15 protein-coding genes are annotated in these 20,665 nt (G+C 70.1%); 5 read left to right on the top strand and 10 right to left on the bottom strand.

Features of this window, described 5'->3' with window-relative positions; all coding sequences use genetic code 11:
• Positions 1-34 precede the first annotated feature (34 nt).
• The 4 genes from RM1_RS13730 to RM1_RS13715 all read left to right on the top strand — a co-directional run bounded on the left by RM1_RS13730 (position 35) and on the right by RM1_RS13715 (position 5,884).
• The gene (locus tag RM1_RS13730) at positions 35-1,918 is read left to right on the top strand and encodes a methylmalonyl-CoA mutase family protein (protein WP_072751953.1); all 1,884 of its coding nucleotides are present in this window, start codon (positions 35-37) and stop codon (positions 1,916-1,918) included.
• The gene (gene scpA, locus RM1_RS13725) at positions 1,915-4,173 is read left to right on the top strand and encodes a methylmalonyl-CoA mutase (RefSeq protein WP_072751951.1); all 2,259 of its coding nucleotides are present in this window, start codon (positions 1,915-1,917) and stop codon (positions 4,171-4,173) included. The genes RM1_RS13730 and scpA overlap by 4 nt, the downstream gene beginning before the upstream one ends.
• Positions 4,163-5,155 carry a methylmalonyl Co-A mutase-associated GTPase MeaB gene (meaB, locus tag RM1_RS13720; protein ID WP_083576718.1) on the top strand — a complete coding sequence of 331 codons (993 nt, stop codon included), beginning with the start codon at positions 4,163-4,165 and terminating at the stop codon, positions 5,153-5,155. The genes scpA and meaB overlap by 11 nt, the downstream gene beginning before the upstream one ends.
• Positions 5,156-5,293: 138 nt before the next feature.
• On the top strand, positions 5,294-5,884 hold the full coding sequence (locus tag RM1_RS13715) for a C40 family peptidase (RefSeq protein ID WP_245816316.1): 591 nt from the start codon (positions 5,294-5,296) through the stop codon (positions 5,882-5,884).
• 8 nt (positions 5,885-5,892) lie between these two features.
• Here the strand turns inward: RM1_RS13715 and RM1_RS13710 are convergent, their stop codons facing one another.
• The 8 genes from RM1_RS13710 to RM1_RS13675 form a co-directional block, all read right to left on the bottom strand.
• The gene (locus RM1_RS13710; protein WP_245816315.1) at positions 5,893-6,678 is read right to left on the bottom strand and encodes a BPL-N domain-containing protein; all 786 of its coding nucleotides are present in this window, start codon (positions 6,676-6,678) and stop codon (positions 5,893-5,895) included.
• The gene (locus RM1_RS13705) at positions 6,675-7,889 is read right to left on the bottom strand and encodes a heparan-alpha-glucosaminide N-acetyltransferase domain-containing protein (RefSeq protein ID WP_072751949.1); all 1,215 of its coding nucleotides are present in this window, start codon (positions 7,887-7,889) and stop codon (positions 6,675-6,677) included. The genes RM1_RS13710 and RM1_RS13705 overlap by 4 nt, the downstream gene beginning before the upstream one ends.
• Before the next feature lies 1 nt (position 7,890).
• Entirely contained in the window at positions 7,891-8,574 is a 684-nt protein-coding gene (locus tag RM1_RS13700) for a BPL-N domain-containing protein (RefSeq protein ID WP_092667938.1), read from the bottom strand.
• On the bottom strand, positions 8,571-12,563 hold the full coding sequence (locus RM1_RS13695) for a Pls/PosA family non-ribosomal peptide synthetase (protein WP_245816313.1): 3,993 nt from the start codon (positions 12,561-12,563) through the stop codon (positions 8,571-8,573). The genes RM1_RS13700 and RM1_RS13695 overlap by 4 nt, the downstream gene beginning before the upstream one ends.
• A 444-nt stretch (positions 12,564-13,007) precedes the next feature.
• Entirely contained in the window at positions 13,008-14,111 is a 1,104-nt protein-coding gene (locus tag RM1_RS27045) for a BPL-N domain-containing protein (RefSeq protein WP_072751945.1), read from the bottom strand.
• Positions 14,112-14,200: 89 nt separating this feature from the next.
• Positions 14,201-15,253 carry a nucleoside hydrolase gene (locus RM1_RS13685; protein WP_072751943.1) on the bottom strand — a complete coding sequence of 351 codons (1,053 nt, stop codon included), beginning with the start codon at positions 15,251-15,253 and terminating at the stop codon, positions 14,201-14,203.
• 1 nt (position 15,254) lies between these two features.
• On the bottom strand, positions 15,255-15,725 hold the full coding sequence (locus RM1_RS13680; protein WP_072751942.1) for an OsmC family protein: 471 nt from the start codon (positions 15,723-15,725) through the stop codon (positions 15,255-15,257).
• A gap of 54 nt (positions 15,726-15,779) precedes the next feature.
• On the bottom strand, positions 15,780-17,111 hold the full coding sequence (locus RM1_RS13675; protein WP_083576717.1) for a CoA transferase: 1,332 nt from the start codon (positions 17,109-17,111) through the stop codon (positions 15,780-15,782).
• A 32-nt stretch (positions 17,112-17,143) separates the two neighbouring features.
• On the opposite strand from RM1_RS13675, the gene RM1_RS13670 reads away from it, so the two are divergent.
• A complete protein-coding gene (locus tag RM1_RS13670) occupies positions 17,144-17,851 on the top strand; it encodes a lysoplasmalogenase family protein (RefSeq protein WP_072751940.1) in 708 nt (235 codons plus the stop codon).
• Here the strand turns inward: RM1_RS13670 and RM1_RS13665 are convergent.
• Complete coding sequence (locus tag RM1_RS13665; protein WP_072751939.1) at positions 17,832-19,073, bottom strand: saccharopine dehydrogenase family protein; 1,242 nt, start codon at positions 19,071-19,073, stop codon at positions 17,832-17,834. The two genes, RM1_RS13670 and RM1_RS13665, sit on opposite strands and share 20 nt — an antisense overlap.
• 43 nt (positions 19,074-19,116) lie before the next feature.
• Positions 19,117-20,613, bottom strand: a complete 1,497-nt coding sequence (locus RM1_RS13660; protein ID WP_072751937.1) for a glutamate-cysteine ligase family protein — start codon at positions 20,611-20,613, stop codon at positions 19,117-19,119.
• Between the last annotated feature and the right edge of the window lie 52 nt (positions 20,614-20,665).

Below are 20,665 nucleotides of genomic sequence, written 5' to 3'. Positions count from 1 at the left end.
TGGAGAGGAAGCAGACACCGTGTCACAAGCTCCTGTGTCACACGCTTCACAGGCCGAGGACGCTGCACGCGACTACGCGAAGTGGCAGAAGGCTGTGGCCGCGGTGCTGGCGAAGGCCCGCAAGGTCGATGTGGCTGACATGCCCGCCGAGCCCGAGCGGCTGCTCGACACCACCACGTACGACGGTGTGACCGTCGCGCCGCTGTACACGCGCCGCAACGAGACCCCCGAAACCACCCTCCCGGGGGAGTTCCCCTTCATCCGAGGCCGGGACGCCCACCGCGACGTGAACCGCGGCTGGCTCGTCAGCGCCGGATTCGGTGCGGGAGAGGCTGATCCGAAGGCCGTCAACCAGGCGATCCTGGACGGGCTCGAGAACGGCATCAGCGCGATCTGGCTCAGCGCCGGCGGCGGCGACGTGCCCGCAGCCGCGGTGGCGCAGGCCCTGGACGGGGTGCTGCTCGATCTGGCGCCGCTGACCCTCGACGCCGGCGTCGAGACGGCCGCCGCCGCGGAGGCGGTACTGACGCTGCTCGACGAGCGCGCGGCCGCAGGCGACGGCGTGACGGATCGCTCGGCGGTCACGGTCGGCTTCGGTGCCGCCCCGCTGACCAGTGCCTTCGCCGGTCGCGGCGACGTCGACCTCGCCGCAACCGTTGCCCTCGCGCAGGCCGCGGCGGGCCGGGCCGAGACGGTCCGCGCCATCACCGTCGACGGCACCGCGTTCCACAACGCGGGTGCGAGCGACGCCGAGGAACTGGGTGCGGCGATCGCGGCCGGACTGGAGTATCTGCGCGCGCTCACGGGTGCGGGCGTCACCATCTCGGCGGCCCTCGGCCAGATCGAGTTCCGGTTCTCCGCCACCGACGACCAGTTCCAGACGATCGCGAAGTTCCGTGCGGCTCGGCAGCTCTGGGCCCGCATCGCGCAGGTCTGTGGGGCCTCCGAGTTCGGCGGAGCGCCGCAGCACGCCGTCACCTCGGCGGCGATGATGACCCAGCGTGACCCGTGGGTGAACATGCTCCGCACCACCCTCGCGGCCTTCGGCGCAGGCGTCGGCGGGGCCGACGCGGTGACCGTGCTGCCCTTCGACGCCGCGGTGCCCGAGGGCACGCTCGAGACGTCGAAGTCGTTCGGGGCCCGCATCGCCCGCAACACCCAGCTGCTGCTGCTCGAGGAGTCCCACCTCGGCCGGGTGCTCGACCCCGGCGCCGGGTCCTGGTACGTCGAGGACCTCACCGCCGCCATCGCGGCGGGCTCGTGGGAGTTCTTCCAGCAGATCGAGGCCGACGGCGGCTACGCGGCCGCGCTGGAGTCCGGCCTGATCGCGGACCGGATCGCGGCCACCCGCGCCGCCCGCGAGTCCGACATCGCGCACCGCAAGACCGCGGTGACCGGGGTCAACGAGTTCCCGAACCTCGACGAGAAGCCGCTGCCGCTGGACGCGCAGTCGCCGCTCGCCGACGTCGCCCGCTACGGCGCCGCCTTCGAGGCGCTGCGGGACCGCTCGGACAAGTACCTGGCGGACAACGGATCCCGGCCGAAGGTGTTCCTCGCCGCGCTCGGCCCGGTGGCCGAGCACAACGGTCGCACCACCTTCGCCTCGAACCTGCTCGCCTCGGGCGGCATCGAGGCCGTGAACCCGGGCACCCTCGACCTGGCCACGGTCGCGGGCATCGTGCGCGAGGCAGGCACCACCGTCGCGGTGCTCTGCGGCACCGACAAGCGGTACGTCGCCGACGGCGTCCCCGCGGTGGACGCGCTGCGCGCGGCCGGCATCACCACCGTGCTGCTGGCCGGCCCGGAGAAGACCTTTGCCGAGGCGGAAGGCCAGGACCGTCCCGACGGATTCCTCACCGCCCGCATTGATGCGGTGTCGGCGCTCGCCGACCTGCTCGACACCCTGGGAGTGAAATGACCACCCGCGAGGTCAAGCACGTGATCGGCAGCTTCGCCGACGTGCCGCTGACGGACCCGGATTTCCCCGCGCCGAAGGCGCCGACCGCCGACCAGGTCGCCGCGCACGTCGCCGAGGCGGCGGCCGCCAACAACTACACCGCCGACGAGGTGGTGTGGTCGACGCCCGAGGGCATCGACGTCAAGCCGGTGTACACCAGGGCGGACCGCGACGAGGCCCAGTCCGAGGGCTACCCGCTCGACAGCTTCCCCGGGGCGGCCCCGTTCCTGCGCGGGCCCTACCCGACGATGTACGTCAACCAGCCCTGGACCATCCGCCAGTACGCCGGGTTCTCCACCGCGGCCGAGTCCAACGCCTTCTACCGCCGCAACCTGGCGTCCGGGCAGAAGGGCCTGTCGGTCGCCTTCGACCTCGCGACCCACCGCGGCTACGACTCCGACCACCCGCGCGTGCAGGGCGACGTCGGAATGGCCGGTGTGGCCATCGATTCCATCCTCGACATGCGCCAGCTCTTCGACGGCATCGACCTCTCGCAGGTGTCGGTGTCGATGACGATGAACGGCGCGGTGCTGCCGATCCTCGCGCTCTACGTGGTGGCAGCGGAGGAGCAGGGCGTCACGCCCGACCAGCTGGCCGGAACCATTCAGAACGACATTCTGAAGGAGTTCATGGTCCGTAACACCTACATCTACCCGCCGAAGCCGTCGATGCGGATCATCTCCGACATCTTCGCCTTCACCAGCGCGAAGATGCCGAAGTTCAACTCGATCTCCATCTCCGGCTACCACATCCAGGAAGCCGGGGCGACCGCCGACCTGGAGCTGGCGTACACCCTCGCCGACGGCGTCGAGTACATCCGGGCCGGTCTCGACGCGGGCATGGACATCGACGCGTTCGCGCCTCGGCTGTCGTTCTTCTGGGCCATCGGCATGAACTTCTTCATGGAGGTCGCCAAGCTGCGCGCAGGCCGCCTGCTGTGGAGCGAGCTGGTCGCGAAGTTCGACCCGAAGTCGAGCAAGTCGCTGTCGCTGCGCACGCACTCGCAGACCTCCGGGTGGTCGCTCACCGCGCAGGACGTGTTCAACAACGTCGCCCGTACCTGCGTCGAGGCGATGGCCGCGACCCAGGGCCACACCCAGTCGCTGCACACCAACGCGCTCGACGAGGCCATCGCGCTGCCGACCGACTTCTCGGCCCGCATCGCCCGCAACACCCAGCTGCTGCTGCAGCAGGAGTCGGGCACCACGCGCCCGATCGACCCGTGGGGCGGCTCGAACTACGTCGAGTGGCTCACCCATGAGCTCGCGAACCGCGCCCGCGCGCACATCGCCGAGGTCGAGGCGGCAGGCGGCATGGCGCAGGCCATCGGCGAGGGCATCCCGAAGCTCCGCATCGAGGAGGCCGCGGCCCGCACGCAGGCCCGCATCGACTCGGGCAGGCAGCCGCTGATCGGCGTCAACAAGTACGTGCCCGACGAGCCGGACAGCATCGAGGTGCTCAAGGTCGACAACACGAAGGTGCGTGCCGAGCAGCTCGCCAAGCTCGAGCGCCTGCGCGCGGAGCGCGACGAGGCGGCCACCCAGGCCGCGCTCGCCGAGCTGACAAGGGCCGCCACCTCCACCGAGGGTGGCATGGAGAACAACCTGCTGGCTCTCGCCGTGAACGCGGCCCGCGCCAAGGCCACCGTCGGCGAGATCTCCGACGCGCTGGAGAAGGTGTACGGGCGTCATCAGGCCGAGATCCGGACCATCAGTGGTGTGTACCGGGACGAGGCCGGAAAGGCGGAGAACATCGCAACCGCAACCGAACTCGTCGAGGCCTTCGCCGAGGCGGAGGGCCGTCGCCCCCGCATCCTGGTCGCCAAGATGGGCCAGGACGGACACGACCGAGGGCAGAAGGTGATCGCCACGGCGTTCGCGGACCTCGGCTTCGACGTGGACGTGGGACCGCTGTTCCAGACCCCCGAAGAGGTGGCCAACCAGGCCGCCGACGCCGACGTGCACGTGGTCGGTGTCTCCTCCCTTGCCGCCGGACACCTGACGCTGGTGCCCGCGCTGCGGGAGGCGCTCGCCGCGGTGGGCCGGCCCGACATCATGGTCGTGGTCGGTGGCGTCATCCCGCCCGGCGACTTCGACGAGCTGTACGAGGCCGGCGCTGCCGCGATCTTCCCGCCTGGCACGGTGATCGCCGACGCGGCCACCGGTCTGCTGGAGAAGCTGGCCGCGCAGTTGGGGCACGATCTGAGTGCCAGCTGACAGGCCTGCCCTCGATCTGACGGCCCTCGGCGATGCCGTGCTCGCGAACAAGCGCGCACAGCTCGCGAAGGCCATCACGCTGGTCGAATCGACCAGGGCCGACCACCGGGAGCAGGCGCAGCGGCTGCTGCTGCGCCTGCTCCCGCACGCGGGCGGCGCGATCCGTGTCGGCATCACCGGCGTCCCAGGGGTGGGCAAGTCGACCACCATCGAGGCGCTCGGCATGCACCTGCTCGAGCTCGGTCACAAGGTGGCGGTGCTGGCGGTCGACCCGTCGTCGACCAGGACCGGCGGTTCGATCCTGGGCGACAAGACCCGGATGCAGAACCTGTCGGTGCAGCCGAACGCGTACATCCGGCCGTCCCCGACCTCGGGCACGCTCGGCGGTGTCGCCAAGGCCACCCGCGAGACGATGGTGCTGCTCGAGGCCGCCGGCTACGACGTGATCCTGGTCGAGACCGTCGGCGTCGGGCAGTCCGAGGTGACCGTGGCGAACATGGTCGACACGTTCACGTTCTTGACCCTGGCCCGTACCGGCGACCAGTTGCAGGGCATCAAGAAGGGCGTGCTCGAGCTCGCCGACATCGTGACGGTGAACAAGGCCGACGGCAAGCACGCGATCGAGGCCAAGGCCGCGGCGCGTGAACTCGCAGGGGCCCTGCGGTTGATCTACCCGCACGACGCGCTCTGGAAGCCGCCGGTGCTGACCATGAGCGCGCTGGAAAACGTTGGCGTGGACAAGTTCTGGGACACCGTGCTCCGGCATCGGAAGGTGCTGGGCGACGCGGGGGAGCTCGAGGCCAAGCGTCACCAGCAGCAGGTGGACTGGACCTGGTCGATGGTGCACGACCAGCTGCTGCGCCGGCTCGAGACCGACGCCGAGGTCAAGGCGATCCGTCACGACGTCGAGCAGCAGGTGCGGGACGGCTCGCTGACCGCGGCGCTGGCTGCGCATCAGATCCTGGACGCGTTCGACAGTTAGGCGCTGCGACCCGCATCGTCGAATCCCGGCTGACAACCCGGGTCGTGCCTGTCGCGACCCGGGTTGTCACCTCTCTGTACCATGTCGGTGCCTCTGCGGTTTGCTGAACGGAGTTTGTGTGGCACAGAAGGATTGGCAGTGGACGCGTCCGTTGTGACATCGCGGGGCGATGCCGACGCGGCCGCGCCACGCGGTGGTCGTGCCCGATTCGGAACCGCGCTCGCCACGACCGGGCTGCTCGTTGCGGTCGCCAGCGCGATGGTGGTGCCGCCGTTGCTCGCGCACTCGACCGCCGATCAGCTCGACCGGTTGAGCGAATCGGACGAAGTCGAGGAATCCGCCGCACCCTCGGAGATAACCCTCCCCGAGGGTGTGGGGAGTTCTGCCGGCCTGAGAGCACTCGCCGCCGCCTACACACAGGCAGGCAAGCCCTACAGCTGGGGCGGAACCGGGCCCGACGCGTGGGACTGTTCGGGCCTCGTGCAGTGGGCATTCGGGCAGGCAGGAGTGGATCTGCCGCGGGTGAGCGAGGATCAGGCACTGGCAGGCGAACCGATTCCGGTCGAGGCGATGGCTCCCGGCGACGTGATCACCTTCCGTGATGCCGCCGACCACGTCGGCATCTACGCGGGATTCGGGCAGGTGTTCAACGCATACGACGAGGATGTCCCGATCGGTCTGACCGGGCTCGCCGACCTGCCGCCCATCCACAACGTGCAACGGTTCTGAGCTACGCGTCAGCGCTGCAGTGCGGTCGTGATGAGATCGTGCCCGAGGTCGTATCGGATGCCGTCCGGGTTCACCAGGTCCGGCCCGCGGTACCAGGATTCGTCGGCCTCCGGGTGGGGGCCGACCAGGCCGACGCGGCCGCTGCCGTAGGGGCTGACGACGGCAGCGACGGTGTCGTTCGGGTAGCGGGCGAGCACCGTGGCACCGACCGCGCCCCAGTCGTCACCGGGCACCCTGAACACAGCGCCGTCCTGGAAGAACATGTGGCGTCGCTCGTCGCGCCACGTCACCTCCACGACGGTGTCCTCGGTGTCGTCGACGGTGGCCTCGTCGGTCCCGATGTACTGCCGTACCCGCCCCGGGAACAGGTTGTAGCCCGGGTCGGCGCCTGCGAGGTAGGCGCCGAGACAGAAGCCGAGGTAGGTGCCGCCCGACGCCACCCACTCACGGAGGTGCGGAGCGTAGCCCCGCACGCGGCGCCACGCGGGGTCGAGGGTCCCGCCACCCGGTTGTGCGTAGAGCGTTGCGCCTGCGAGGGATTCGGGTGTGACATCGACCTCTTCGTCGGGACCGCAGTACACCGGACGCAACGGCGTCGGGGCAGACTCGAGCAAGCTTGCCACCGACTCCGCGCATCCGGCACACGTCGCGGGACCGCGGTACACGAGTGCGACGGGGCGGTCGTCCTCGAGCAGACGCGGAAGGCCGACGGCGGCGGCAGCGCCGACTGCGCCTGCACCGGCCGCTCCGATCAGGAACCGCCGTCGCGTCACCTGGCCCGCGGTTCTGTTCACGTGCGGCCAACCCTGGACTCGACGGCCCGGCGGACCCGGGTGGTCACGGCGGTGACGAGACCCTCGAGGGGGCCGCGACCGGCGGTCGCGCGCCAGGCGAGTGCCACGACGCAGATCACCAGGACCTGCCGCAGATAGCCCTCCGTGGCGTCGTACATGTCGAAGTCGGAGTTGATGAACATGATGTGGCCGACGTAGACGGTCAGCGACATCGTGCCGACGGCAACCAGTGGCGCGGTGAGGATGTTGACGGCACGAGCCAGGGTCGGCCGGCCGATCCAGAACAGCAGCAGGCACAGGCCGAGAACCAGGAGCGAGCTGCCAATGGTGTTCATCAGGTCCAGCGAGGTGCCGGTGTGCGGACCGTTGACCCCCAGCCACCACCAGGTGTCGGTGGGCACGGTGCCGTCGGAGCCGAACGCGAGGACTTCCGCCAGGGTGTCGGGATCGGTGATCGCCTCGAGTCGGTTCAGGCCGTCGAACGGGTGCAGCACCATCCAGGACAGGGTGGCGGATAGCGAGACCAATAGCGCGCCGAAGCCGGTGAGCCAGGCGTTGATCCGCAGAGACGAGAGGTCGAGCCGGCCCACCACGATGCCAACCAGCACGTAGGTCATCCACACGACCACAGGGAACTCACCGGTGAAGATCAGATTGGCCAGCGACTCGAACGGCTTGACCAGCACTGTCTCCCAGGACAACTGCCGGGTGAACGGCTCAGGGAGATGAGGGCGCACGAGCTGACTGAGCGCAGGCATCAACGCGGCGGACGCCACTGCCAGCACCGCCAGCGCGCGGGTGCCCAGATACACCAGGGGTACGGCGAGCAGGAACATGACGGCGTAGTAGGGAAGGATCACCACCCCGTAGTCGATCTCGGTGTATCCCAACGACAACCCGATCAGCCCGAGCATCCCGGCGCGGGCGACCAGCGACGCGGCGGTGCCGAGAGACTGCGGCCCGCGCGGCAGCCGGCGACGACCGGACAGGAAGGCGATCGCGACTCCGGCCAGCACCGCGAACATCGCCGATGCGTGTCCGGCGGAGAGGCTGTACGACATGGTCGGGTTGCCGTCGGCGTCGTAGTCGTCCAGCGAGTGCACGGCGATCATGCCGAGCACGGCCAGGCTGCGGGCCAGGTCGATGCCGCGCAGGCGGATCCGCCGCCGTGCGGGGACGGCGGCAACGGGAGTGTCGGTCAGTGTCGTCATGTCAGCTCATCACCGCGTCGATCAGGTCGAGGCCGGCGACGGTACCGACGCCGGTGGGAGTGGGCAGTCCGGAATCGGCGAACCAATCGGCGTCGGCTTCCGGGTGCGGGCCGACGACCCCGACACGCCCCGCACCGAAGCGGGCGGTGAGCGCGGCGACCTGGCCGTTGGCGTACGCGGCCAGCACGTACATGCCGGGCGGAAAGTACTGCGGCAGTTCGAAGGTCGGACCGTCCTGGAAGTACATCGGCTGTGGACGGCCCCGCCACCGCACGTCGACGACGGTGGCCTCGGGGCCGGCGACCTCGGACCGATCGGTGGAGATGTAACGGTCGGCGTCTCCTGGGAGGAGATCGAAGCCAGGCGTGGCGCCCGCGAGGTACCCGCCGAGACAGAACCCCAGGTAGCGACCGCCGCCTGCGACATACTCGCGGACCGTGTCCCGGTGTCGACGCATCCGCCGCCAGGCGGGGAGCAGTTCGTCACCGCCGGGCTGGGCGTAGACGGCCGCGGACCGCAGGACGTCGGGTGCGAGCGGCAGGTCCTCGCCGGGGCCCACGTAGCGGACGTCGAAGTCCCACCGGCTGAGCGAGAGCAGTGCGGCCACGGACTCCGCACAACCGGGCAGCGTTGCGCCCCCGCCGCGGTACACGAGGGCGAGGGGGCGGTGGTACGGGTGCCTCACGCGTGCACCGCCTGCGCCGGGACGCCTTCCCACCGGGTGTTGGCCGGCAGCTCGTCGCCCTTCATCAGCAGGGACAGGGCACCGAGTTCGGCGTGCTCGCCGACGACCGCGTCGTAGAGCACCACCGCACGGGTGCCGACTGTCGCGCCTGCGCCGACGGTCACCGTCGACATCTTCATCACCCGGTCCTCGAACAGGTGGGTCTGCAGCGACACCCCGGCCCCGATCACCGCGTCGTCGCCGACCTGCACCAGGTCGAACTCGGTGAGATAGGTGGTACCCATCCAGACCCGCCTGCCCATGCCCGCGCCGTACCAGCGCAGGATCATCGGCAGGAACGGGGTTCCGGTGAGCTGGCCCAGCAGTACCGGGACGGCCGCGGACTCGTACATGCCGGTGGCGAACTCGGACCGTCGTACGAACTTGGCCCAGAGCGGCTCGACCCGAGGCCGGTAGGTGCCGACCAGGTTCTTCTTCACCGCCGCGGAGAACAGGACCACCCCGAGCGCCGTTGCCAGTGCGAGCAGCGGAGCAGACAGGATCGTCCAGGTGAGGGTGCTGGCACGGGCGATCAGCGAGAGCCCGAGCAGATAGAAGTACAGACTCACCCCGATCACCGTCGGCGGCAAGACGATCCGGAAGAACTCGATCCACCAGCGGTGGGCGACCACCGCTCGGCTCGGTGCGAAGGTCTCCGTCTCGTCGAACTGGCCGCTGTCCTGGCGGGCGGGCAGGTAGAACGCCGGATTGCCGAGCCACGAGGTGTCGGGCGGAACGCCCTCGGCAGGCGGGACGGTGAGCACGCCGACCAGTGAACCGTCGCCGGTGCGCATTCCACTCGGCAGTACCGCGGCGTTGCCGATGAACGCCCTGGTACCGATCTCGGTGGGGGCGAACGTCATCCGGCCGTTGCAGAACGTGCTGCCGCCGAGGCTCGCCATGTCGGCGACGAAGCTCTCCTCGCCGATGGTCAGCAGGTCGGGGTCGATGTGGGAGACGGTCGAGACCTCGGCGCCGCGGCCGACCTCGGCGCCGAGCAGGCGCAGCCACGGCACCGTGTAGAGGGTCGCGTAGAGGGTGTTCGTGTAGAGCAGGCTCATCTCGAACAGCTTGTCGGTGGCCCATTTCCTGACGCCGAGCGCGGACGCCTCGGGGAAGGTGCCGATCGGCAGCGACGGCAGGATCAGCTTCTTGCCGAGCGCGACGACGGCGCACACGCTGGCAACGTAGACGGCGCCGGAAGCCAGCGTCGCCAGCAACGAGGCGATCATCCCGTACTCGAGCAGCACCGCCCACACCAGAACCAGGCTCGGCACGATGGTCGCGATCGTCAGCGCCTCGAGGGTGAGCACACCGAACGCGGTGAACATCAGCAACTTCGGGGTCCACTCGGGTGCAGGCTCGTCCGCGGCCATCGCTTCGATGCGCGGGTCGAGGGCGCGCACCTGGCGCGGCGGCGAGCCGGACCAGCGGCTGTGCGCGGGGATCGTCGCGCCCTCCGCGAGCACGGACTGGTCGCCGAGCATCGCGCCGTCGCCGACGACGGCGCCCGGTTCGAGTGCGCAGTTCGCGGCGACGTATGCGTGCGCACCGACGACGACCGGCGCCACTACGACCTGACGGCCGACGACCCGCCACGGCCGCACGTCGGTGTTCGTGCCGAGCGAGGCCCCGGCGCCGATGGTGACCAGCGAGGGGAACGAGACGGTCGAGGTGCCGATGTGGGCGCCTGCACCCACCCTGGCGCCGAGGGCCCGCAGGAACGGAGCCATCAGCGGCGATCCGCTGAGCACCGGCATCGGCGCCAGCAGCATGAGGTGGTCGACCATCCACAGACGTAGATACGTTGCGCCCCAGAGTCGGTAGCGGCCGGGGCCGATGCCCGCGGACAGCGGCCGGATCGCGACGACCGGGACCACCCACCGCACCACCAGGTACGACGGAACGGTGGCGATCAGCAGGTCGACGAGGGCGTCGAACGACGGCTGACCGCCGTGGCGGACGTACACGATCGAGACCGGGATGGTCACCACGAGCAGGACGAGGAGGACGAACAGGGCCTGCAGCGCCCCGGCGCGTCGCACGGCGGCACTGCCGATCGGTTCGCCGACGGTGTGGTGTGTCGGCGGGGCAGGGGGGAGCGCGCAGCCGGTTCCGCCGACTCGGCCGATTCCGATCAGTGTCGCGGCAATCGCACGAATGGTCGGCTGGGCGTACACGTCCCGGATGCCTGCGGTCGGGTGCATCCCGCTCTCGCGCAACCGCGTGACCAGCTGGGCCGCGGCGAGTGAGTGGCCTCCGAGCTCGGTGAAGAAGTCGGCCTCGACGGACACCTCGTCGTCGGGCAGACCGAGCAGGTCGGCCCACAATCTGCGCAGGTCGTGCTCGACCGCGTTGGCCGCCGCGACGACGGGGCCGGTCGGCCCGGACAGTCGTCGGCCGGTGGGAGCGGGCAGGCGGGGTCGGTCGACCTTGCCGCTCGGCATCATCGGCAGTTCGTCGACGACGTCGAGGAAGGTCGGCACCATGTAGTCCGGGAGCCGTCTCTGCAGCTCGTCGTGCACGCGGGCGATCAGTGCGGCCATCGCGGCGCCGCCTGCGTCTGCGCCCGGCATGAGCACCACCCACGACGCGAGCTGCTCGACGTCGGCGACGGTGACCTTCGAGACGACCGCGCTGGCGACGGCGTCGTCGACGAGCAGAACGCTCTCGATCTCACCGAGATCGACGCGGTGCCCTCGGATCTTGACCTCGCTGTCGGCGCGGCCGAGGTACTCGACTTCGCCGTTCTCGGTGATCCGGCCGAGATCGCCCGTGCGGTAGATGCGGCCGCGGATGCCCGTGATCGGCAGGTCGAGGAACCGGTCGGCGGTCAGGTCGGGGCGGCCGACGTATCCGCGGGCGACGCCTGGTCCGCCGATGCAGATCTCACCGACGCCACCGTGGGGGACCGGCTCGCGGTTCTCGTCGAGGATCACCACCGAGTAGGTGGGAAGCGGGACACCGATCGTCACCGGGCGACCCGGCACGAGCTCGCACCACGTCGCGGTCACGGTTGCCTCGGTCGGTCCGTAGGTGTTGAGGATGCGTCTGCCGGGTCGGCCCCATCGCTCGACCAGTTCGCGCGGGCAGGCCTCGCCGCCGACGAGGATGCTGCGCAACAGTGGGAGCTCGCGGGGGATCGTGGCGAGCAGCGTCGGCACGCAGTACATGACGGTGACGGCACGCGACTCGAGGAAGTCCGCGAGTTCGCCGCCGAGCCGACCCGCGCCGGTGGGTCCGGGGACGAGAGTGGCACCAACGGCCCACGTCGGCCAGATCTCCTCGATGGAGAAGTCGAACGAGATGGTCATGCCCTGGTACACCCGATCGGTCGGCTGCACGTCGTAGACGGTGGGGACGATGTCGAGAAAGTTGCAGATGCTCGACTGAGCGATCTCGACGCCCTTGGGCCGTCCGGTCGAGCCCGATGTGTAGATGATGTACGCCGCCGGATCGCGGTGTGTCACCGTGAAGCTCGGGCGGGTGGTCGGCTGCCCGGCGATGAAGGCGGACTCACTGTCGACCTCGGTCCACGGCACCTGCAGGCCGCCGAGGATGTCCGAGAACGCCGAGCTCGTGAGCACGAGGTCGACGTCGGCGTCCGCGGTGATGTAGGCGATGCGGTCGGCGGGCGAGGCGGGATCGATCGGGACGAAGGCCGCCCCGGCCTTGAGCACCGCGAGCAGGGCGATGTAGGTCTCCGGGGAACGCTCGAGCAGGATCGCGACGCGGGCACCGATGCCGAGGCCGCGGCCGATCAGATGGTGGGCCATCTGGTTCGCGCGTTGTTCGAGGTCGGCGTAGGTCAGGTGTCGGTCGTCGCACTCGACCGCGACGGCGTGCGGCACGCGTGCGACGGAGGCCTCGAAGACGTGCTCGAGACGTCGCATCGGTGTGTCGAGCCATGCCCGACCGGACAGAAATGGCTGGGTTTGAGCACTGGACATGGCTTCCTCGTGGTGGTGAGCCGCGGGAAACGCGGAATCTCGGGCGCGCTGAGTGAGCACGTCCGGGCATCTCGATCGGGGGGGTCGACGGCGGCGTGGACGCGAGGCGCTGCGCGGGGCTCGGAGGGGTGGGTCCGGGTCGCGTCGCGGCATGGTCATGTTCGGACCGGGCGCGTCGATTCCGGTGTCGCCATGGCCATCTGAGTAGGCCGTCGAGCTGGCCACGAGGTGGTGCACGGCATGCATCCGGGGGTCCGGCGGACCGGACGAGGAGGGAGGCTACCAGAGCGCGCGCCACCCGATCGCAGGTGCCGGGTGGCCTTCGTTCCACCCGTCGATTCATCCCGTTCACCGGGACGTCGACACCCGTTCAGCGTCCGCGCGACGCTTCGCCCGGGCGCGAACCTCAGCGGTGAGCAGATCGGGGGATGTGGCTCCTGACAGTCAGGAGTGTGGACGCGCCGACGGTTGACCTGTCGGGGCCGCACCCGGGAAGAACTGGCCGAAGAACGGGTCCTCCGCGAGACGGTTCAGTGGCCACGGTAGCGGCGGACGCTGCGGTGCGGGGGGCGTGGCGACCGGGGGCGTGCTCGCCGGGGGAGTGCCGGTCGGCGGTGTCGCTTCGGTTTCCTGAGGTGCGGCCGTCGTCGGCGGTGTGGCCTCGACCGGCGCCGGAATGGTCAATGGTGCAGGCGCTTCCGTTGGTGCGGGCTCTGCCGGCACGGTCGGCGCGGGAGCGGGTGTCTCCGCGGGCATGGGGACCGGAAGGGGTCCGGGCACGGGTGTCGCTACCAGCGTGGTCGCACTAGACGTTCCCGTTCCGGCACCGCGGTGCACTGTCGTCTCCACCAGGTCGTGCGCCAAGTCCATGTGCACCGCGTCCTGAGCAGAGAGTCCGTCGTCGATGAACCAGCTCGCATCCGCTTCGACGTGGGGTCCCGTGACGCCGACCCGTCCCTTCCCGAAATCGACCGCAAGGGCCGCGATCTCGCCGCCCTTGTAGGTGCCGAGGATGGTCGCGTCGTGTCCGGGCTCCAGATCGAACGCGGGCGGGTCCTGGAAGTAGGCGGTCTTCTCCTGACCGCGCCACACGACTGTGGAGCGGTGCGGTTGGGCGTCCCACACCGTTGCACCCGGCTTGGCGCTGTACTGCGAGGTGTCTCCGGGCAGCAGGTCGTAGCCGGGAGTCGCCCCGGCCAGGTATCCGCCGACGCAGAAGCCCAGGTAGTTGCCGCCGTTGCGGATCCAGTCGCGGATCATGCCGGAGTACGGCTTCATCGCCTTCCATGCCTTGCTCAGGCTGGGCCCGCCCGGCTGAGCGAACACGCTGGCGCGGGCCAGCGTCTCAGCCGTGATGGGTGTGTCGTTCGGCCCGACGTACTCGGTGCGGAAGTGCGACGGTGAATTGCGCAGCATCACCGCGACCGACTCGGGGCACCCCTGGCATGAGGCGGGGCCGCGATAGACGAGCGCCAGTGGTCCGCTCGCCGTGGCATTCGAGTTCGGCTGTGCCGTTGCGACGACGGGCATGCCGACGAGAGCGAGCACGAGCCAAAGGACAACCAAGATTCTCTGGTGGTTTCGCACCGCGCCTCGCTCTCGTTCGCCCCCGGGGACAAGACATTACAGAAATGCGGTCAACCGAACGGAGTCCGACGCGCACAGTGTCCGATTCGGTCCACCAGGGAGGAGAAGAACTCGTCGGGATCGGTCTCCACCACGATGTCCGCGTTGAACGGACGTCCCCACATTCCGTAATAGTCGGCGACAGTGCAGGCGCGCGTGAGAGTTCCGGTCAACTCGACGTCCACGGTGGCGGACCGGGCACGATAGTCGACGGTCCCGAGGGCGACGGCCGCCGCGAAGGGGTCGTGCATGTGCGCGAGGAATCCCTGACCGTGGTCGCGGTGGAACTCGAGGTAGAAGCGGACGGCGTCGGACAGGTGCCGGACAATCGGATTCGCTGCGTGCGAGCGGGTTCCGACCGGATCCGACTCGGATATCACCTCGGCGGGAGTGCTGCCCGCGACCGCCGCGAGCCGGCGCAGGTGCTCCGGTCGCATCTCGATGGTCTCGGTCACGTCGAGTGGGCAGATCACCGGCCTGCGGTCGGCGGGGGCGGCGGAGAACGCATCGAAGACCTCGCGGGCGGCCTCGGGGTCGACGGAGATGTTCCACTCCGCCTTCGGTGTCGTGTTACCCGGATGGTGAAACGCGCCGCCCATCACGATGATCCTGTGCAGCAGGGTCGGCAGTGCTGGCTCGATCCGCAGCGCCAGGGCAAGGTTGGTCAGTGGTCCGGTGACAAGCCCGGTGACCTCGCCGGGGCGGTCGCGTGCGATGTCGACCCAGGCCTGCGCCGAACTGCGCGCCGACACCGACCTGGTCGATGCAGGGAGCTCCGCGTAGCCGACGCCCTGTGGGCCGTGGGTGTCCTCGGTGGTGCGCAGTGGATCGGTCAGCGGCGCAGGCGAACCGAGGGTGACCTCGATGTCCGGCCGGCCGCACAGCTCCAGCCACGCAAGGTTGTTCGCGGCGACCTGTGCGACGGGCACGTTGCCGCCGGTGCTGGCGATCGTGAGGATCTCGGCCTCGGGGCTGGCGAGCAGGTAGAGCAGCGCGAGTGAATCATCGATGCCGGTGTCGACGTCGACGATCAGGGGCACGGTGGACGGCTCGGTACCGGGCATCTCAGGCCCCCACGAGGGCCGTGGGCCGGTGCTGCACGGGGAAGTTCACCGAGCGGGCGATGAAGCACTTCTCGTGCGAGGCCGTGTGCAACTCGGCCAGCTTCGGGAGCATGTCTGTCGCCGCAACCGTGACCTCCGGCCGCAGCACGACCTCCGTGAACTGTCCTGCCCCGCCGGGCTCCTCGGTCATCGTCCCGGTCGGGCGATCGAGGTAGTCCGTCACCACGACGCCCGCGAGGGCGGCGAGATTCAGGAACCAGAGCATGTGGCACTGCGACAGGGCGGCGACCAGTAGTTCCTCCGGGTTCCACCGCGTAGGGTCGCCCCGGAACGCGGGATCCGAGCTGCCCGTCAGATCCGGCTTTCCGTCCGCGGTCACCAGGTGTTCGCGGCCGTAGGAGCGCGGGTCGGTCGTGCCCGCCCCGTGATTGCCGGTCCAGGTGACGGTCAGTTCGTAGTGGTGCTCGCGCACGGGGCGGATCCTCTCGGGAAGGGTGGACGAAGGGCCGTTGCTTCGCCGGTCCGGTCAGGTCCAGTGCGGCGCATCCGCGCCCCAGTCGTGAGCCGGATACGGGTACTGGTCGTACTCGGCCAGTGGTGGCCGAGCCGCGGTGGTCGCGCCGTGGGTGACCACTGTCGACGGTCCTGGAAGCCTCGGTGCCGATGGCGCTTCGGTTCGGCCGGGTGCCTCGAGCAGCCAGCGTGCGGTGCGGGCCAGCGACACCGAGACGGTCCGGCCGATGCCGTCCCCCGTGCGCATCGCGAGCGCATCGACGACCCCGGCCGCGAGCAGGTAGCCGCTGCCGTGGTCGAGCGCCTGCACCGGCAGCGCTCCCGGGTGCTCGTCGCCCTCGATCAGCGCGATCCCGCTGGCGGCCTGCACGATCGAGTCGAAGCCGCGGCGCTCCGCCCACGGTCCCTCTGTTCCCCAGGCGCTGACGCTTCCGCGGATCAGGCCGGGCCGGTCCTGGCCGAGCCCGAACCGGTCGAGGGCGCCGGGGCGGTACCCGGTGAGCAGGACGTCCGCGGTGTCGAGCAGGTCGTGCATGGTGGCTGCGCCCTCGGTGCTGCCGAGATCCAGCAGCACGGACCGCTTTCCCTGCCCGGTATCCCGGTGCTGCCAGTCGATCTCGTGCAGGTGCGGGGGGTCGATCCGCAGCACCTGCGCCCCGAGCAGTGCCAGCGCGCGGCCGGCGACGGGCCCGGCCAGCACCCTGGTGAGGTCGAGAACCCGAACCCCGGCCAGCGGGCGGTGTGGATCGGTTGGTGGCGCGCCGCGCTCGCCCGCGGTGCCCGCACCGCCGGCGGTCATTCGGACCAGCGGTCCTGCGGTGGCCTGCGGACCGGCCAGCCATTCCGTCTCCGTGCGCACCGCGGCCGCGATGGCGCCCTCCTCGGCGGCCCGGTCCTCGACCTCCTGTTTCGGGAGCTCTCCGATCCGTGTGGAGACCAGGCCCGGGTCGGCATCGGCCGAAAGGTCAAGGGCACGTAGTAGTCTCGCGTGGTGATGCGGGTAGTTCGCGTGCGTGCGGACCCAGCCGTCCGAGGCGGCGAAGAAGCCGGACAGCGGGGCGAACCCCGAGACGGGCGCTCCGTCGATCCGCATCGCCTTGTCGCCCGCGAACGAGGACGCGATGCGCTCGGGGTCCAGCCTGCGGTCCTGCGGCGGCAGGCCGCCCGCAGCCAGCAGCCGGTTGACAGCAGAGGCGAGGGTTGCGACGGAACCGAAGGCGAGCGAGGGCACCGGCAACCGGGCGCTGAGGAACCCGGTGTCGGGCTCGCAGTCGATCGCGGCGGGCCCCGCGGTCAGGCGGCACTCGCGTTCGTAGTCGTGCCGCAGTTCCTCGTGAGGCCCCATGGCGCAACGGTACCGAAGACTACGATGACGCGATGATTCGCGCCGTCGCATCAACTCTGAGTCGACCGGCCCTCGCCGCACTGGGTGGCTTCGCGGCCGTGTCCGTCGCGCACCTGGTCGCGCAACTGGCGGGCGCCGACGGGGCCGCGAACGTGAGCCAGTGGTTCCTCATGCCGCTGCTGGCGCTCGTCCTGCTGCTGGCGGCTCCCGCTCCGCGGCCGCGGCTGGTCACGTTGACGCTGATCGCACTCGGATTCTCCTGGCTCGGAGACTCGGCGCCCGATCTGACCGGCGGCGACGCGGCGTTCCTGGTGATGATCGGGTTCTTCCTGCTCGCCCAGCTCGCCTACATCGCCGCGTTCTGGCCGTATCGCGGCGCGGTGCGCCGTTCGGTGGTGCTCGGCTACGGGGTGGTGGTGGCGGGCCTGGTCGCGGCGTGTGCGGCGGGCGCGGGCGCGCTGCTTGTCCCGGCGCTGATCTACGGGATCTGCCTCGGCACCATGGCCGCGCTGTCCACCGGGTTGGGGGTCGTCGCGGCCGTCGGCGGCGCGCTGTTCCTCGTCTCGGATTCGATGATCGCCCTCGGCGCCTTCGCGGACTGGTTCGACCCGCCCGCGTCCGGATTCCTGATCATGTCCACCTACATCGCCGGGCAGCTGCTCCTCACGGTTGGGGTGCTGGCGGCCGCACGCGCCCCCCGTCAGCCCCACCCCGCCGCGACTAGTTCCGCCGCGCGCTGATCTCGAAGCCCGCGGCACGCAGCCGGTCGACCAGCGCGTCGCCGATCGCCGTCGCGGGCGTCAACACGCCCGCCGCGTCGGGCAGGGCATCCCGGTCGAGCGCGAGGGCCAGCGCCGATTCGCCCAGCATCACCGCGGTCGCGGCGTAGCCAGGGTCGCCCTTCGCCCGCATCCGGGCGACGTATCGGGCGCCGGTGCTGGTGGTGGTGTAGGTGTCGGTCGTGAAATGGCCTGAGGCCCTCGACTTCTCGTTCGGTCCCTCGCCGGGCTTGGGCAGTACCCGGTCGAGGAGGTACCGGGTCGGGCCGAAGGCGAGTCCCGCCATCAGGGCGCCGAGGCCTGCGGACACTCCCGCGGCGAAGACGGGCGAGAGGACGGACTGCCCGACGCTCATCACCTCGCGGTACCGGAACGCGCGGCCGTACTCCCACTTGCGCAGCGCATTGCTCCTGCGCACGACCCTGGTGTTGGTCGAGCCCATCAGGAACGGCGCGGTGCGACCGCCGAGGCCGGGCGCGATGTCCGATCCCTTGAGCATCTCGACGTCGGACTGGCGGCCGAGGTCGGGTTCGGAGGCGAGGTCCGGGCTCAGCGAGTACGGGTTCACCGCGATGCGGCGCGCGGACTTGTCGGCCCTGACGGTGTCGACGAGGTTGCGTATCGAGTCGATGGTGCCGCCGCTGATGCCGCCGCGCATCGAGGTGACCACCAGCGTGGTGTCGGTGAGGTCGCCCTCGCCGTCGGCCGCGACCTGCTTGTGCAGGACGTGCACGCCGATGTCGGAGGGGATGGAGTCGAATCCGCAGGAATGCACGATCCGGGCCCCGGAGGCCACCGCGACCTCGTGGAACCTGTCGATGCTCTCCCGGCCGAACAGCACCTCGCCGCTGAGGTCGACATAGTCGGTGCCCGCCTCGGCGCAGGCACGGACCAGGTCGATGCCGTACTTGGCGTACGGGCCGACGGTGCTGATCACGACGTGGGCGGACACGGCGAGCGCGGTGAGGGAGGTGGGATCGTCCGCGTCCGCGATGATGATCGGCCACTGTGCGGCGGACGGGTCGAGCTGGGCGCGCACCTTCTCCAGCTTGGCGGTGGACCGTCCGGCGAGGCCGATCCGGGCCCGGCGCGGGGCGCTCCTGGCCAGGTACTCCGCGGTGAGCTTGCCGACGAATCCGGTGGCGCCGTAGACGACGATGTCTAGATCGCGAGTGCGGGTCATGTATCAGGACCCTACGCGGAACGCACCGTTCACGGCCGCGGTGCTACCAGCTCCACGTGTGGACCGGCTCGCCCGAGTGCATCCGCTCGAGGTACTCGCACAGCATGGCCCTCAGGGCGTCGTCGCGCGACTGACCGGCACGTTCCCGCGAGGCGACGCACTCGCGCTGCCACACCGATCCGCTGCGGGCCGCACGGGCGCGGCCCTCGATCACGCCCAGGTACTTGTCGCGGAGGGCGGCGTCGACCCCCAGGGCCTCGAGGCCGGCCTCCGCCATCGGCAACAGGGTGCGCCGCACCAGATCCTGTGGGCTCACCGCGCGGACCCCGGGCCACTGCATGACGGAGTCGAAGCCGTTGATCGCGCCGACCCGGAGGTTCTCCTCTGCGGAGGCGAACGGCATCTGCGTCCACACCGGTCGGTCGGAACGGGCGAGCGAGCACAGCGTGCCGTAGTAGAACGCGGCATTGGCGACTGTGTCGACGATGGTCGGCCCTGCGGGCAGCACGCGGTTCTCCAGGCGCAGCGGTGCTCGGGCGTCCGTTGGGTCGTAGACCGGACGATTCCACCGGTAGATGGTTCCGTTGTGCATCGTCAGCTCGGCGAGGTCGGGTGTGCCGCCGCCTGCGACCACCGCGATGGGGTCCTCGGGCGTGCAATCCGGCAGGAGCGCGGGGAAGTAGCGCGAGTTCTCCTCGAACAGGTCGAAGATCGACGTTATCCAGCGCTCGCCGAACCACACCCGCGGTCGGACCCCCTGATTCCTGAGCTCCCGCGGCCGGGTGTCGGTGGCCTGCTCGAACAGCGGGAGCCGGGTCTCGTTCCACAGCGCTTTTCCTGCGAAGAACGGCGAGTTGGCGGCGAGCACCACCTGCGCCGCGGCCAGTATCTGGGCGGCATTCCAATACGCGGCGAAGTCGCCTGGGGCCACCTGCAGGTGCAGCTGGACCGAGGTGCACGCGGCCTCGGGGAGAATCGTCTGGGCGACGGTGGTCAGGCGTTCGGCGCTGGAGCGGCCGGGCAGCGGTACCCCCGCGATGCTCAGCTCGATGTCCTCGCCCCTTGCGGCGAGGATCTGCTCCTCCAGGACGGTGTACCTGGTGTCGGCCGACATCCATTTCTGCTCGAAGTGCTCCTCGCGCAGGGTCGGCAGGATGCCGATCATCGCGAGCCGGCCACCGGACTCGCGGGCGCGGGCATCCGCGAGGTCGAGCGAGGCGCGCAGGTCGCTATCGAGTGCGGCGAGATTCGCGCCGGCCAGGTGCCTCGGCTCGACATTGATCTCGATGTTGAACTGAGCGAGCTCGGACTGATAGTTCGGGCCTGCGAGGTCGGCGAGCACCGCGGCGTTCACCATGGCGGGGTCGCAGTTCTCGTCGACGAGGTTCAGCTCGATCTCCATGCCCATCTTCGGGCTGGGGATCTCGGCCTCGGCCTTCTCGAGGACGGTCGTCAGGGCATCGAGACAGGTCTGCACCTTCTCGCGGAAGTCCTGCCGGTCCCGGTGCGAGAACTTCAGCCGTGTCACCTCGTGGCCCATGGGTACTCCTCGGCCGGTGCTGACGCCCTGGACTCAGTATCCCCGCTTCGGG

Source organism: Rhodococcus maanshanensis NBRC 100610 (genome assembly GCF_001894865.1).
Lineage (GTDB): Bacteria > Actinomycetota > Actinomycetes > Mycobacteriales > Mycobacteriaceae > Rhodococcus_G > Rhodococcus_G maanshanensis.
The sequence above is the reverse complement of the archived record's forward strand: the minus strand, read 5'-3'. Positions and strand labels throughout refer to the sequence as shown.

What these genes read in the sequence shown, in the direction of transcription:
- scpA (WP_072751951.1), top strand. Translation starts at nt 1,915, where the DNA reads ATGACCACCCGCGAGGTCAAGCACGTGATCGGCAGCTTCGCCGACGTG.
- RM1_RS13705 (WP_072751949.1), bottom strand. Translation starts at nt 7,889, where the DNA reads ATGACGACACTGACCGACACTCCCGTTGCCGCCGTCCCCGCACGGCGG.
- RM1_RS13695 (WP_245816313.1), bottom strand. Translation starts at nt 12,563, where the DNA reads ATGTCCAGTGCTCAAACCCAGCCATTTCTGTCCGGTCGGGCATGGCTC.
- RM1_RS13685 (WP_072751943.1), bottom strand. Translation starts at nt 15,253, where the DNA reads ATGCCCGGTACCGAGCCGTCCACCGTGCCCCTGATCGTCGACGTCGAC.
- RM1_RS13675 (WP_083576717.1), bottom strand. Translation starts at nt 17,111, where the DNA reads ATGGGGCCTCACGAGGAACTGCGGCACGACTACGAACGCGAGTGCCGC.
- RM1_RS13670 (WP_072751940.1), top strand. Translation starts at nt 17,144, where the DNA reads ATGATTCGCGCCGTCGCATCAACTCTGAGTCGACCGGCCCTCGCCGCA.
- RM1_RS13665 (WP_072751939.1), bottom strand. Translation starts at nt 19,073, where the DNA reads ATGACCCGCACTCGCGATCTAGACATCGTCGTCTACGGCGCCACCGGA.
- RM1_RS13660 (WP_072751937.1), bottom strand. Translation starts at nt 20,613, where the DNA reads ATGGGCCACGAGGTGACACGGCTGAAGTTCTCGCACCGGGACCGGCAG.